Source organism: Paenibacillus sp. J31TS4, assembly GCF_018403265.1.
In the GTDB taxonomy this organism is placed as follows: Bacteria; Bacillota; Bacilli; order Paenibacillales; family NBRC-103111; genus J31TS4.
The window spans coordinates 1,963,569-1,977,321 of the sequence record NZ_BOSI01000001.1 but is presented as its reverse complement, the minus strand read 5'-3'; the positions used below and the strand labels follow the sequence as shown (position 1 = coordinate 1,977,321).

General features: G+C 50.5%; 18 protein-coding genes and 1 pseudogene. All 19 read left to right on the top strand.

What is annotated here, in order from left to right:
* The first annotated feature begins 5 nt into the window (after positions 1-5).
* The 19 genes and pseudogenes from KJS47_RS09350 (at position 6) to KJS47_RS09255 (ending at position 13,715) form a co-directional block, all read left to right on the top strand.
* Complete coding sequence (locus KJS47_RS09350; RefSeq protein WP_213524619.1) at positions 6-1,205, top strand: phage major capsid protein; 1,200 nt, start codon at positions 6-8, stop codon at positions 1,203-1,205.
* 18 nt (positions 1,206-1,223) lie between these two features.
* Positions 1,224-1,481: a head-tail connector protein gene (locus KJS47_RS09345; RefSeq protein WP_213524618.1), complete on the top strand. Its 258-nt coding sequence runs from the start codon at positions 1,224-1,226 to the stop codon at positions 1,479-1,481.
* A gap of 25 nt (positions 1,482-1,506) precedes the next feature.
* Positions 1,507-1,806, top strand: a complete 300-nt coding sequence (locus KJS47_RS09340) for a hypothetical protein (protein ID WP_213524617.1) — start codon at positions 1,507-1,509, stop codon at positions 1,804-1,806.
* Positions 1,803-2,132, top strand: a complete 330-nt coding sequence (locus KJS47_RS09335; RefSeq protein WP_213524616.1) for a phage head closure protein — start codon at positions 1,803-1,805, stop codon at positions 2,130-2,132. Before KJS47_RS09340 ends, KJS47_RS09335 begins: the two co-directional genes overlap by 4 nt.
* A complete protein-coding gene (locus tag KJS47_RS09330; RefSeq protein ID WP_213524615.1) occupies positions 2,125-2,502 on the top strand; it encodes an HK97-gp10 family putative phage morphogenesis protein in 378 nt (125 codons plus the stop codon). The genes KJS47_RS09335 and KJS47_RS09330 overlap by 8 nt, the downstream gene beginning before the upstream one ends.
* Positions 2,499-2,900: a DUF3168 domain-containing protein gene (locus tag KJS47_RS09325; RefSeq protein WP_213524614.1), complete on the top strand. Its 402-nt coding sequence runs from the start codon at positions 2,499-2,501 to the stop codon at positions 2,898-2,900. The genes KJS47_RS09330 and KJS47_RS09325 overlap by 4 nt, the downstream gene beginning before the upstream one ends.
* Positions 2,901-2,922: 22 nt before the next feature.
* Positions 2,923-3,351 (top strand): phage tail tube protein, encoded by a 429-nt coding sequence (locus KJS47_RS09320; RefSeq protein ID WP_249716281.1) that lies wholly within the window; start codon positions 2,923-2,925, stop codon positions 3,349-3,351.
* Positions 3,352-3,368: 17 nt separating this feature from the next.
* Entirely contained in the window at positions 3,369-3,716 is a 348-nt protein-coding gene (locus KJS47_RS09315; RefSeq protein WP_213524612.1) for a hypothetical protein, read from the top strand.
* A gap of 32 nt (positions 3,717-3,748) precedes the next feature.
* A pseudogene (locus KJS47_RS24390) lies at positions 3,749-3,988 on the top strand (hypothetical protein); the annotation flags it as partial.
* 39 nt (positions 3,989-4,027) lie between these two features.
* Positions 4,028-6,973, top strand: a complete 2,946-nt coding sequence (locus tag KJS47_RS09305; protein WP_213524611.1) for a phage tail tape measure protein — start codon at positions 4,028-4,030, stop codon at positions 6,971-6,973.
* Between the two features lie 13 nt (positions 6,974-6,986).
* Positions 6,987-7,373 carry a hypothetical protein gene (locus KJS47_RS09300; RefSeq protein ID WP_213524610.1) on the top strand — a complete coding sequence of 129 codons (387 nt, stop codon included), beginning with the start codon at positions 6,987-6,989 and terminating at the stop codon, positions 7,371-7,373.
* 21 nt (positions 7,374-7,394) lie between these two features.
* Positions 7,395-9,218 (top strand): hypothetical protein, encoded by a 1,824-nt coding sequence (locus tag KJS47_RS09295; protein WP_213524609.1) that lies wholly within the window; start codon positions 7,395-7,397, stop codon positions 9,216-9,218.
* Between the two features lie 13 nt (positions 9,219-9,231).
* Positions 9,232-10,455 carry a hypothetical protein gene (locus KJS47_RS09290; protein ID WP_213524608.1) on the top strand — a complete coding sequence of 408 codons (1,224 nt, stop codon included), beginning with the start codon at positions 9,232-9,234 and terminating at the stop codon, positions 10,453-10,455.
* Positions 10,448-10,687, top strand: coding sequence for a hypothetical protein (locus KJS47_RS09285; protein ID WP_213524607.1), 240 nt, complete (start codon positions 10,448-10,450; stop codon positions 10,685-10,687). Before KJS47_RS09290 ends, KJS47_RS09285 begins: the two co-directional genes overlap by 8 nt.
* Positions 10,688-10,903: 216 nt before the next feature.
* Positions 10,904-11,455: a hypothetical protein gene (locus tag KJS47_RS09275; protein WP_213524606.1), complete on the top strand. Its 552-nt coding sequence runs from the start codon at positions 10,904-10,906 to the stop codon at positions 11,453-11,455.
* Positions 11,455-11,925, top strand: a complete 471-nt coding sequence (locus KJS47_RS09270) for a hypothetical protein (RefSeq protein WP_213524605.1) — start codon at positions 11,455-11,457, stop codon at positions 11,923-11,925. The genes KJS47_RS09275 and KJS47_RS09270 overlap by 1 nt, the downstream gene beginning before the upstream one ends.
* Before the next feature lie 3 nt (positions 11,926-11,928).
* Positions 11,929-12,129 carry a hypothetical protein gene (locus KJS47_RS09265; RefSeq protein WP_213524604.1) on the top strand — a complete coding sequence of 67 codons (201 nt, stop codon included), beginning with the start codon at positions 11,929-11,931 and terminating at the stop codon, positions 12,127-12,129.
* Between the two features lie 712 nt (positions 12,130-12,841).
* Positions 12,842-13,378, top strand: a complete 537-nt coding sequence (locus KJS47_RS24320; protein WP_306433017.1) for a tyrosine-type recombinase/integrase — start codon at positions 12,842-12,844, stop codon at positions 13,376-13,378.
* 55 nt (positions 13,379-13,433) lie between these two features.
* Positions 13,434-13,715 carry a hypothetical protein gene (locus KJS47_RS09255; RefSeq protein WP_213524603.1) on the top strand — a complete coding sequence of 94 codons (282 nt, stop codon included), beginning with the start codon at positions 13,434-13,436 and terminating at the stop codon, positions 13,713-13,715.
* The last annotated feature ends 38 nt before the right edge of the window (positions 13,716-13,753 follow it).

Here is a 13,753-nt window from a genome sequence, read left to right as displayed (position 1 = left end):
TCCGAATGAAAAAGAACCAATTCCGTTTCAAGCTCAATCTCCAAACGTTCGCCGGCGGCTCCACTTTGTACGACCTGAAAGCGAAGCTCTCCACAGTAGGGGACCAGCTGAAATCCATCGAAAACCAACTCGTCGATAAGCTCGCCAATCCGGCGGTGCCGATGAACGAGATTGCCGATCTGAAAAATCAGAAGTCCGACCTGCAGGAACGCTTCAACCTCCTGAAAGAGCAGCATGACAAGATGGCCGAAGAGCAGCAGGCACACCTGGACCGTGAAAATCCGGTAGCACGGGCAGGCAATGACAAGGATAAGATCATTGCAGCCAAAGCCGAGTTCATTCGTGCATCCGTCGAAGGCCGCCCGGTATCTCAAGACGCTCAGAACGTGCTACGCGCGCTGCCAAGCCCGCATCCGTCCGGCGGTGACAAGTTCCTTCCGACAACGATGTCTAACGAGCTGCTTTCCGAGCCTTTGGTTAAGAATCCGCTGCGGGAAGTGGTACGAATCTCTAACATCAAGGGTCTGGTGCTTCCCAAGATCGCGTACCGTCTCGACGATGACGACTTCATTACCGACGAAGAGACGGCAAAGGAGCTCGAGCTTACCGGTGACAGCGTCGACTTCGGCCGACACAAATTCAAAGTCTTCGCAGGCATCTCCGATACGGTTCTCCACGGCTCCGACGTGGATCTTGTCAATTACGTGGAAAACGCTCTGCGGTCCGGCCTTGCTGCGAAGGAAAAGAAAGTATCCTTCGCCAAAACGCCGAAAACGGGTGAGGAGCATATGAGCTTCTTCTCGACCCAAAACAACATTGCTAGAGTGAGTGGAACTAATAAACTCAACGCCATCAAGAACGCTCTCGCTGCTCTACCCGAGGAATACCGGGAGAACGCAAGCATTGTTATGACTTACGCCGACTATTCCGGAATCATCGAGATGCTGGCCGGCAACAATGGCAGCTACTTCGACGCACCGAAAGAGCGCATCCTGGGTAAGGAAGTCATCTTCTCTGACGCAGCCACTGATCCCATTGTTGGCGACTTCAACTATGCTCGGTTGAACTATGATGGAAACATCATCTACGAAACCGACAAAGACGTGAAGAAAGGCGAGTACCTCTTCGTCCTCACAGCCTGGATTGATCAACAAATCCTGCTTAAATCGGCATTCCGGATCGCTACTGTAGCTCCGGAAGTCTAAGGATTGGAGGCATGACGAATGCCTACGCTGGATGAACTAAAGCAATACCTTCGGATCGACGGGAGCGAGGACGATATGTCTCTCGCTCTTTTTCTCGAGGCTGCAAGGGAATATCTATTCAATGCAGGGGTACCGGAGAGGGTTTCCTCTCTCTACAAACTGGCAGTTATGAGGTATGTTGCAATTGAGTTCGAAAACCGCGGGGTCGATATGAAGGAAGATCGATCGCTTAACAGCATGATCTGGCAGCTGAAATCCTATGCCCCGGTCGTTTAACCCAAAACGAAAGGTGATGATGGGAATGAAATACGAAGTTAAGAAAGAATTCATCGACAAGCACAGCAAGGAATACTTCTCCGAAGGTTCTGTTTACGAAACCGAAAATACGGAGCGAGCAGATGAACTCGCTAAGGCTGGCTTCATCTCAGAAGAAGTAATGACCAAGACTGAAGCCGAGCAGGCGGAAGAAGCGGCGCTTGAAGAGCGGCTGAACCATGTTGGCGGGGGCTATTTCGAGCTTCCTAACGGAGAAAAGGTCCGCGGCCGTGAAAACGCAATCGAGGTGCTGAAAAAGCTGGATAACGGCGATGAAAAAGCATGAACCCGGGTAAGCTCCGACACCGCATATCCATTGAACGATACGAACAGGATGACGACGGCGCAGGCGGACGCACGAGGACATGGAAGCCGGTTGCCAGTGTTTGGGCGAATGCCGTCCCGCTGAAGGGCCGGGAGTTAGTAGAAGCCCAGCAAACACAGTCTGAATTCACGATGCGATTTGAAATCAGACCCCGTGAGGATATCGACAGCAACATGCGCATCCGGTTCAAAAACAGGGTCTTTCAGATCGTTTCCCCTCCTATCAACGTAGAAGAAAGGGATCGTGAAATGCTCCTGATGTGCAAGGAGTTGAGCGGCGATGAGTAAACCGGGCATGAGCATGCGGACTACGGTAAACATCGTGGGAGCTGATGAAATCGTCGCTAGGCTGAACAAAATCGAGACAGAATCCCGTAAAGCCGTGCGTTCCCAAGTCCGCAAGTCAGCCAACGCAATAAGAAAAAACGCCAGGGACAGGGTTGCAGTTAAGAGCGGTGCCCTGCAAAAGACAATTACAGCCAAGTATTCGAAGGACCAGCTAGCAGCCGAGATTGGTCCGCGCAGCTGGCGCGCCCACTTTATCGAATTTGGCACTGTTCATGCCCGGGCAAAGCCGTTTATGACGCCGTCATGGGAGGAAGAACGTCCGCGATTCATGGACGGCATCAAGTCGGCTGTTAAGGGGGCCCTGAAATGACCAGCGCCGCATTCCCGATCCAGCAGGCTATCTACCGAATTCTGACCGGTGACGCGGGTCTTATGAGCAGGATCAAAGGCGTATTTGACGACGTTCCTGAGAACCAAGCCTTTCCCTATATCACCATTGGAGAGATGACGTCCGGTCCGTTCCGGACGTTTTCTCGTTTCGGTGAAGAGGCAACCATCACGCTGCACATTTGGAGCAGATATGAAGGCTTTAAGGAAGCGTCTCAGATCCTCGGTGAAGTTAATCGTCTGCTGGCCGACAAGGAAATAGAAATTCCCGGATACGATTCCGCGACCTGTCAATACGACTTCAGCGAGACGCTGCGGGACGAGGACGGTAGGACCCGGCATATCCCGGTAAGATACCGGATCAAGCTTCAAGAACTATAGGAGGTGTGTTTCCTTGCCGAAAATGACAGGCATGTATGCAAAACTTTACGCGGTGGCTCAAGCCACCAGGACGCCGATTGCAGAGGGCACGGAGGTTAGTATTTCCGTTGAGGCCGACGAGATCGAGACAACGTCGTTCGATTCTAACGGTTGGAAAGAAGCAGAGCCTGGTATCCGCTCCTGGTCTCTCGATCATGATGCTTTTTACGTAGACGGGGACGCCGGCCAAGATGATCTTTATGACGCCCTGGTCACCGGTGCCAAGATTGAGGTGGAGTTCTTCCCGAAGAATGCTACCGGCGTAAAAGGGTGGGCCGGCCGGGCAATAGTAACCAGCTGGGAGATGGGAACTCCGGTCGATGATGCCATCACGATCTCCGTTTCACTTAGCGGAGATGGCAAGCTGAACAGAGTGACCAAAACTGAATCCGGTTCTACGCCGGTCGTATAACAGGAGGATAATAGCACATGCCAAACCCGGAACGCGGTTACGTAGCGATTACATTGGACAAGCCGAGGTATCTGCGGTACAAGTCCAATTCGCTGAAAGCCCTCGAGAAAGAACTAGGGATCAAGATTACGAGGCTAGACACGAAAAACATGGGAATCACGGAGATGATCGCTCTCCTGTGGGCCGGTCTGCTGCATGAGATTCCAGACCTTACTCTGGAGCAGGCCGGCGATCTGCTTGACGAAACCGATATGGCAGAAGTCATGAGCAAGTGCGGAGAAGCATTAACCCTTGCTTTTAACAGAAACGGGGCACAGGCTGAAAAAAACAAGGTGAGCGGACTGAGTTCGACTGGAACCGATTAAAGCAATTCGCACTCGGTCCGCTCCAGCTTACGCCTGAGCAGTTTTGGGACCTGACTCCTGCTGAAGTATTCGACATGATAGACGGTTACAATCTCCGCGCTGACATGGAGATGCAACGACTAGCTTGGCACGCAGCGAACGTGATGAACGTGCATCTGAGGAAGAAAGTGACCGTCAAGCGGCTCCTCGGAAAAGAGAAGCTTCAGACGCAGGAAGACAAACAATCGGAATTTGCAAAGTTGATAGACCTTATGAGCAGAAGGGGCCGATAAATCGGCTCCTTTTTTTGTTATGGGAAGGAGGTGTGGTTAATGGCAGCAGAGACAATCGGCAGTTTAATGGTCAAGATTGGTGCTGACATGACGGATTTCGAAAAGGCTGCCAACGAATTCGATAAGTCGTTTGGAAAGGTTGGGAAACAGGTTTCTGATGCCGGCCAAAAAATCGGCACTGCTTTCACCGCAGCGGGCGCGACGATCGGTCTTGCTCTTGGAGGAGCTGTGAAATCGGCGGCCGACTTTGAGCAGTCCATTGCCGATGTCAAATCGGTAATGGACCCGGCAGACGTGGATAAGTACGGTGCATCACTTTCTGAACTTGCCATCAAGATGGGGGCTGACACTAAGTACTCAGCGACCGAGGCGGCCAAAGGCATCGAGGAGTTGGTCAAGGCCGGTGTAAGCGCCGAGGACATCATGAGCGGTGGTTTGAAGGGTGCGCTTTCTCTTGCAACAGCCGGAGAACTGGAACTGGCAGACGCTGCAGAGTTGGCTTCGACCGCACTCAACGCCTTTAAAAATGATGGCTTAACTGTGCAACAAGCTGCCGACATCCTTGCTGGCGCTGCAAACGCATCTGCAACCTCTGTACATGAGCTTAAGTTTGGCTTGGCTGCTGTTTCGGCGGTAGCTTCGGGGGTAGGACTATCTTTCGATGATACGACCACTGCACTTGCAGCTTTTGCACAAAATGGCCTTAAAGGGTCTGATGCTGGCACCTCTTTGAAAACGATGTTGCTAAATCTTCAGCCGAGTACAAAGGCCCAGGTTTCTGAATTCCAGCGCTTGAATCTGATGACGTATGACGCGCAGAAAGCATTTCAGCTGCTCAAAGATAACGGAATCACACCGGCCTCAAATTCTTTTGAGGATGTAGATCAGGCACTGAAGAAGTTTGCCGCAGAGCAGGAAGGTGCCAAAGAAGGGTCTGTCAAAGCGCAAAACGCCTACATGCAGCTTGCGATGCAAACAGGTGTCCTGTCCTCTAAGTTTTACGATGCGACTGGATCAATCCGGCCAATGAATGAAATTGCAGGCATCCTCCAGGAGAGTCTTAGCGGGATGACTGATGCGCAGCGTGCTGCCTCGCTTGAAATCATGTTCGGAACGGACGCCATACGAGCGGGGAACATCCTGTACAAGGAAGGCGCGGATGGCCTGAACAATATGAACAAGGCCATGCACGCGATAACAGCCGATCAAGTTGCCGAAACGAAAATGAACACGCTGAATGGATCTCTTGAGCAATTGAGAGGTGGGCTCGAGACGTTTGCAATCAGTGTGGGAACAGCCTTGCTACCTGCTGTGCGAGCTTTTTCTCAATGGCTTGGGAAGATCATGGATGTGTTCAATAGCCTTTCCCCAGCAACAAAGAGTTTCATTGCCATTGGAGCCGCGCTAACGACAGGGCTGTTATTGCTTGCTGGTGCCGTTGGATTCCTAGTCGCGGGATTCGGAATACTAGCCGCAGCTCAGTGGGCAGTGCTTTTGCCTATCCTGGGAATTGTCGCTGCTGTCACGGCAGCCATAGCGATTCTAACTGCTCTTACCATTGTGATCTATGAGAATTGGGACAACATCGTCGCGTTCCTGAATAGTGTTTGGGAGGGCATAAAGAGTGCGGCTATTGCCATTTGGGGCAGCTTAGCTGAAATGTTTTCCGCGGTCTGGGCTGATGTTAAAGCTGGAGCGTCTTCAGCATGGGCAGGAATCGTTGACTTTTTCGCTGCTACCTGGGTAGTCATTGTAAATGGAGTTAATGCAGCGTGGGATGGGGTTAAGTCCTTCCTTTCGGGAACGTGGTCAGCCATCAAGAGCACGGCTTCTAGCATCTGGGGTAGTGTTGTCGATTTCTTCTCCCAGACATGGGATCGAGTCACTGAGATGTTCACGAATGTTTGGGATGCCATTGGCCCCATCGTGACAGTCGGATTGAAGAACGTCTTTGCCATCATTAAAGGGGTATGGCAAACAATCGTCATGGTCTTGGACGAAGGCTGGCAATTTATAAAATCCCTTTTCGCAGCTGCATTTCTCAGTATTGTCGGTTTAGTCACCGGTAATATGGATCTGATCAAACAGGCGTGGGGCGGCTTCGCCAGCAACGTGAAAGACATTGTTCTTCGGCTCGGACAGGGATTGTATGAGATCTGGGACCAGGCTTGGTCATCCATTAAAACCAATACACAGGCAGCTTGGGACGCTCTTGTTAATCTCTTTGTATCGGCCGGCAAACAAATCTGGAACAATCTTGTCTCTACATGGAATAGCCTCAGAGATGCCTGGAATGATGGCGTAGAAGCAGTCAAAGCCGCGGGGAAAGCTTTCTGGAGCGATCTGATTTCCTTTTTCGTAAACGGCGGACTAGCTATTTGGGAGAAAATGAATTCCACTTGGGATAAGATCAAGGAGTCTTTCAAGCAGGGAGTGGACAACTCCAAGACTTCTATTCATGAAATGTGGACCAGCATCATGACTTCCTTCGCTGAAGCGCCGGGTAAGATTTGGAGCTTTCTCGTTGACATTGGCAATCGTCTCAAAGATGGTTGGGACCAAATGAAAGCTGACGCTATCGAGATGGGGGCAAACATCATTAAAGGTCTGATCGACGGCATAGGTTCGATGGGCACGGCTCTAGTGGACAAAGCGAAATCCATGGTCAGCGGTGCAATCGACTCCGCAAAGTCTGTGCTGGGGATTCATTCTCCTTCGAGAGTATTCATGGAGATTGGAGGATTTACCGGGGAAGGCTTCGCTCTCGGACTTCAAGACTCTTATCCAGAGGTTCAGGGGTCTATGGAACACATGTTGAGCATGCCAACCATTCAGCCGCTTGGTAGTGCTGGAGTGGGTGGAGGAGCAAACTCTGGCAATGGTGGCAGTACTCTCATCATCGAGTTGGATGGTCGTACTATCGCCAAATCTGTCGGCCCACATCTTCAAGACATTACTAGGATAAGAACAGGAATGAAAATATAGGGGGTGAAGCACCTTGCCATATTACAACAAGGAAATTCTGACCGATGGCAAGAATAAACCGATCCCGCAACAGTGGAGCGAGTCCGGCAACGAATTCCGGCCATTTACTGGAGAATCTGACGTTCAAACGGGGTTTTCTAGCGGAACGCAAACAGTAGGTACTACAGCAGTAGAATTAAAGGCTGGTTCGACTGCTTTACCTGCAAGGCGAAAGATGCTTATTCGTGTAGTCGGGAACGATGCGATATATCTCGGACCCTCGGCTGCAGTTACAAAAACAACAGGGTATCCGCTGCTCCCAGGCGAGCCTTTCTCCATCAGCTTAGACCCGATGTACCCGGTAAAATGGTTTGCAATTGCTGAGAGCAACCAAACTGTAAAGATTCTCGAGTGCAATTAACAGCCGAAGGAGGTGGTGACGTTGGCGCTCGACGATCAGTATTTTATTAGTCCATACCAGGTAATGCGGCCGGAGTATATCCGGTTTTTCATAAACGGAGCGGAAGTAAAGGTGTTGGTGAACTCGCTTTCCATTGATGACGCTATCGGAGAACGCTCCACCGCTTCCTTCACTGTTAAGACGGACACATCAGTTCATTTCGAACAAGGGCAGCTAGTAGAGATATTTGGTGAAGACAAGGGGATTCTTTATGCTGGCGTCATTGACAAGCCAACTGAGAAGCGCATCCCTGGACAAGACATTCTTATGCATAATATCCAATGCAAGGACCAGCATTATCTCGCAGACAAACGTATCCTTGCTAAAGCCTATGAACAGCAGCTAGCTGGGACGATCATTAAAAATATGATCTTCGAGAAGCTTGCAGAAGAAGGTGTCACCGAAGGCATTATACAAGACGGCCCCTTAGTCGAGGAGGCCGTGTTTAATTATGTCCCGGTAACCAGGGCTATTGAGGCAATTGCCGAGAAAGCCGGGTTCATCTGGTACATCGACTTCGACAGGAAGCTATACTTTGTCGAGCGATCAACGTTTACGGCCCCCTGGATCGTGACTGGTGCGGACATTTTTCACGATCCCACTGTCGAGCATGGAAACCCGAAATACCGGAATTCCCAATACATCAAAGGCGGTACGGACATCACCGATCCGCAGACTGAGGAATTCAAGGGAGACGGAAAGCGAACGGCGTTCACCACGGGTTTTAAACTGGCAAAGGTGCCAACCATCCGACTGAACGGTCAGACGCAAACAGTGGGCATCCGCGGCCTCGACAACGGCAAACAGTGGTATTGGTCAAAGGGAGAGAATACGATCTCCCAGGATACCAATGCTACTCCGATTAAGGACACCGATATTTTATCCGTAACGTACCAAGGCGAATTCTCCATAGTCGTCATTTCCCGCAATCAGGACGAGATCACGTTAAGGAAAAATCTCGAAATGAATTCCGGGCTCAATGAAGACGTAGAAGACGAGCCGCAGACGACAAACCGGGAAGCTGCCTTCCAATCCGCTTCAGCCAAGCTGAAGAAGTACGGAGTCATCGGCCGCAGGGTAAAGTTTCGGACGCGTCGGCGCGGACTTGAAGCCGGGCAACTGGCAATCATTAATCTTCCTGAGCATGGTCTTAACAATGCGGAAATGCTTATCGAAAGCGTGAGCATTAGCGACGAGGCAGGCATGCTATTCTACGAGGTGTCGGCGGTCGAGGGCCCGGAGCAGGGCAGCTGGACGCGCATGTTCGAGCTGATGGCGACCCGCGGGGAGGCATTCGTCATCCGCGAGAACATCAACGAGGAAGAGGTTCTCATCACACTGGCCTCATTCTCCAAGACCTGGACGGCAGCCGAGACGCCCAACATCTTCAAAGAGGTGTACGCATCCAACACGTTGTTCCCATCGACCAGCCTTTTCCCTATGTTTGACTTTGCCGATCGTGTAAAATCGGTGATTCTCTATGACTCGCAGGGAAAAGAGTTACTGCGGAAGGTGCTCACAAAGCAGAACGGCGCGGAAACCGGGAGCATCACGAGCCTATCCTACATCGCACCATTCGAAGCGATCGGCCAGCTATCTAAGGTGGCGTGGTTTGGTGGTATGCGGGGGAACATCAAGGTGGATGAGCAGCCTTACAACAAGACCAAGACAGATATGGAAGCCATTCAAGTAGAGAAGATCGACACGCGGAGCTTTGCTCCGGCGACCGGCACGAAGAAGATCACACCGGCATACATGCAGGACCTTGATGACCGGGTGGCTGCGCTGCTTGCCGGGTCGCAATGAGTGAGGTGAGAAAATGCAGTGGAGCGAAACAACGCCGCTTTCACCGGTCAATTTGAATGATCTTGAGAACCGAATTTCTCAAGCAACGCAGAACGTAGAAAACGCAAAAACGCCGATATCTCAAGCGATCTCCGATATGGGGCAAGCTGCGGCGGCCGCCGACTCGTTCGCAACGCTGGCGGCGAAGATCCGGAATATCTCCAAGGACGCGAACGCCGCGACCCAGGAGTTGATTGCTGGAAAGACGGCGTATGTTGGTGGTAAAAAAATCGTCGGAACCATGCCAAACCGGGGCGGACAAACTATCACAGATAACGCGGCTAACACAGCGAATATTACGCAAGTATCTGGTTTTGGACTCTGGGGAGACGGATACGGTGGCAGCTTATACTTTAAGCCAGGTGTGACGGGGTTCATAGATGCCAATACAATTTTCCGCCAAGAGGTCTATGGTCTAAACCCAGATGTTGTGAAAGCAGGACAGACAATTGGAGCCAATAGTGCTTCTGGTGCTGGCTCTGGTTTTGTAAAAGGAACTTTCACCAGCGATGCGAACCTAGAAGCACAATACGTGGTAGAAGGTTTTTCAGGCTATGCAAAGGGTCAGAAAGTGTCAGGAACATTGCCAAACCGAAATAACGAAGTGCCTGTCGATCTGTGGATGTCCTGGGACCCAGGGGATGGCTCGGGTAGGAGGTTGTATGCCAAGCCCCCCAGAGGATATTATGCAGGGAATTATGCTGGAGGATGGAATAGTGTCTACAACACATACCTTCCGGGCCAGCCGGACTGGAAACCAGAGAACATTTTGCAGGGAAAAAGTATTTACGGAATAGCGGGAACCACCATACCTCACGTCTATGCCGCAGAGGGTAGTGATGAGACCTTTTATGGGAGCAGCACCACATACGTAATCGCTCGAAGGTTTCGGATAGATGCTCCCGGGACTAACACCTACACTATTTCCTGGGTTATGTTCGGTGCAAATGGTATTGGAGATGTTAGGATCAACGGGCAGACTTACCCAAACACCTGGTTCAAGTCCAACGAATACTCCAACGTAACTTGCTCTATGAACTGGAATCTTACCGAGGGGGACATCGTTGACATAGTAGTCCGAGTAGAGTATAGCTCAAGTCGCGTCTCTCTGTGGGGGTCAAAAATCACGAATGCTTCCCCATCTTCGCCAAGATTCATAACAAGGGATAAGTCTAAGGAGGGAACAGCCAGTGGTTAATATCAATCTAGTCGTTCCCTATGGGGATATGGTCGAGCGTACCAAGATCATGGACGAGAATCAGGATAAGCAGCTTATCGCTGAACACCGCAACCAAGACGGGTCTGGAGAGCTTACCTTCCTGAACGTCGCCACCAGCAGCGAAGTCCAGGCATTAAAGAGCCAGCTCGCTCTTGTGGATGAGCAGGTGAAGGCGACGCAGGAAACCATCAACTTCTTGCTCGGACTCTAAACCCAAATCGAAAGGATGATCGAATATGGCAAGCAGACTATTCAACTACTTTCTCATGTGCTGGATCAAACGGAACGGTTAGCGAGCAGCAGCTCGAGACGGCCGTCGCGAAGAACTACATCACCGCAGAAGAGAAAGAGAACATCATAGCAACGCCGAAGTAACAGTTTGCCGGAATCGGCGGGCTGTTTTTAATTTTAACGGGGGTGAAATTGGATGGACGTAAATTTTCTCTCGGCCCGGTCCGGCCGGCTGATCAAAGAGAACGGACAGGTTGTCAATGAGGCCAACGGCATTAACGCTGACGGCAGCCAGAATGTTGTGCTAACGGGGAGAAAGGTTGAGGAAATTGTTCTTGTGAATGCTCAAGACATTAGGGATACTACCGAAAGAACCGTTCTCTTTGATGCTGCTAAGTATAGTGCATTCGAGTTATTCTTTACTAATACTCTGAACCAGCCCCTATATGCCTGTATTAGAGTTTCGCTAGTCATAAATAGACTGGCCGTTCCGTTAACGGATGGTACTACCAAAAGGTATTCGCCATATCCTACCGATGCCGGGGCTATCTGCTCAGTAATCCCCCCTATGCCTGAAACGATAAGGTTAAGATTATCGGACACTTTATTTGATAAGCAGAATGGTATGGTAATGGATGAACTATTCTGGAAATCCCAACTCCGAGATGGAATGTACGTTGGTTATCGTTGTGACACAGCGCCGACGTCTGGAAATCTATCAATTCACCTGCTGGGGGTGCCTCTCTAATGTCAAGCCTGGATAAGCGTTCTCGTTTCATGCACATAGCGATGAATAATATGATCACGTTTGAAACTTTAGTGAATGCCGTAAGTGTTCCGGCAAAAACAAGTTTCGATTTTAACCTTAATCCAACGAATGAAAAGGAATTATGGCTCGCCGTAGCTATTGATAAATTCCCGTGGAGCCTAGAGGGGAGCGCCCATCCAACGTATGCGGGAACAGATGCGGGGGGCGCTATGTATTTCCCGCGTAAAAACAACGTTGCAAAAACCTTCTCTAACGCTACTCCTAGCGTATCTTTGCACTTGGGACAGCGAGTTAGTGCATCGGTTGATTTGATTGACCCAGCAAACATGCAAGAGGCAAAATTGTATAAGATTCCATACGATAGAGCGTTGAAAGGTAGGATTACAAACTACCACGCAACCGATACGGCTACGGTAACCGTAAAAATCATAAGGGTATGGGGGAATTGAGATATGACTAACCAGAGGAAAGCAGAAATAGTGAACGATTTGCAGGAAATTTACGAGAATTTCGAGACCAGCGAGCAAGAGCCGGTTCTTGACATGTTCGCGTTAATATCGAAGTACAACGCCACGGGAAAAAACGTTGAATTGATTGGCGGGGATTGGGTGGTAGAAAATTGCCCGGAACCACTCAAGAGTCTCCCGGCTTAAACGACTAACGAAGGTCGTATGTTGAAGAGGAAATGACCCAAAAAGAAAGTCCCCCAGCTGTAATAACTAGGGGACTTCTCTCATTTCCGAAGCTCCAGCAATGCCGTAACGGCCTCGGTTGGGATCGTTGCTGACGTATTATAGAGGGTGAGCAGAAACCGGATTGTATCGCTCTCGTTTGACAATCCCAACGACGACTTGAGCTTCACCAAATCATCCTTTACGTCTGACATCACGTTTACAGTCTTGCGTTCTAATGTCGACATCCATACCGCCGCCTTTTCTTCTGATGAACACATTATACTCGGAAATGTGTTCAAAATACAAGAAATATAACACAATGTTGTTGCCAATGTGTTCATATGGTGGTATATTTACCTCAAATAAACACGAAATGAGGTAAACAAACGATGCGACTATCCGAGGCATGGGCATCTTACGAGTCGGACAAGCGGATTGAAGGGTACTCTCGGCACACGATTAAGGCATACCGAATCCAGGCAGGGCTGCTGATTCGATGGAAAGGGGACCAAGCGATTGATTCGATCACCTACGATGATCTGAAAAGCTACCTTGCCAAGGATGCGGAGCGACTGAAACCATCCAGCTTAGGGCACCGGGTTCGCTTCCTAAAATCGTTATCCGATGGGCTTTGGACGAGGGTTACATCACACGGAACCCGGCCAGCAAGCTCAAGGAACCAAAGCAGGGAATGCGGATTCCAAAGGCAATGTCAGAAGAAGACATCGAGGCCCTGCGCGAAGCGTGTGTGTCTCCGCTCGAGCACGCTCTGGTTGAGGTCCTGTATACCACCGGCTGCCGGATCGGCGAGATACACGGATTGAATCGTAACTCGATCGATTGGGAAGGCCGGTCCATCATCGTTCGCGGTAAAGGAGATAAGGAGCGAGAGGTGTACTTCACCATTAAGTGCGCGATCTGGCTTAAGCGGTATCTGCGGAGCCGCAAGGATACAGATGTTGCTCTGTTTGTGACCGAACGTGCCCCGCGCCGAATGGGCATCCCTCAGATGCGTTACGTTATCAAGCGGATCTCCAGGCGAGCGGACATTGAAGTGAATGTCTATCCCCACAAGTTAAGGCACTCTTACGCAACGCATCTGCTCAACAATGATACGCCCTTGGAAGTCATTCAATCGTTCCTAGGGCATGCCAGGATGGACACGACAAGAATTTACGCGCAACTCAGCGGAGACCGACGCCGGGAACTATATCGAAAGCACTTTTAAGAGAGCCACGTCGGGCTCTCTTTCTTATTTAAGGCAAGGTGAAGGGAGCGAGAGGATGGACTCCGAACAACTTAACCAGATCGACAAGCTGGCCCAGCTCGCTGAAAAATATGGGCTGGCCCTGGTGCTTCTTTTGATCCTGCTCGCCGTGTTGTTAATCATCGTCAGAATGATTATCAAGGGGGACCTTGTGCCTCGGGAAATGCTCGAGAAAGTGGAAGAAGACAGGGACCGCCTTCAAGCAATATTGGACAAGGAGCGTGAGGGCTTTATGTTGCCCCTGCTGGAAGTGGTTAAGAACATGAAGAAGGACGATCCTGAACACCGAGGAGGATGAGGAACGTGCTAATGAAATTGCTCGAGCGCCTTCTCCCC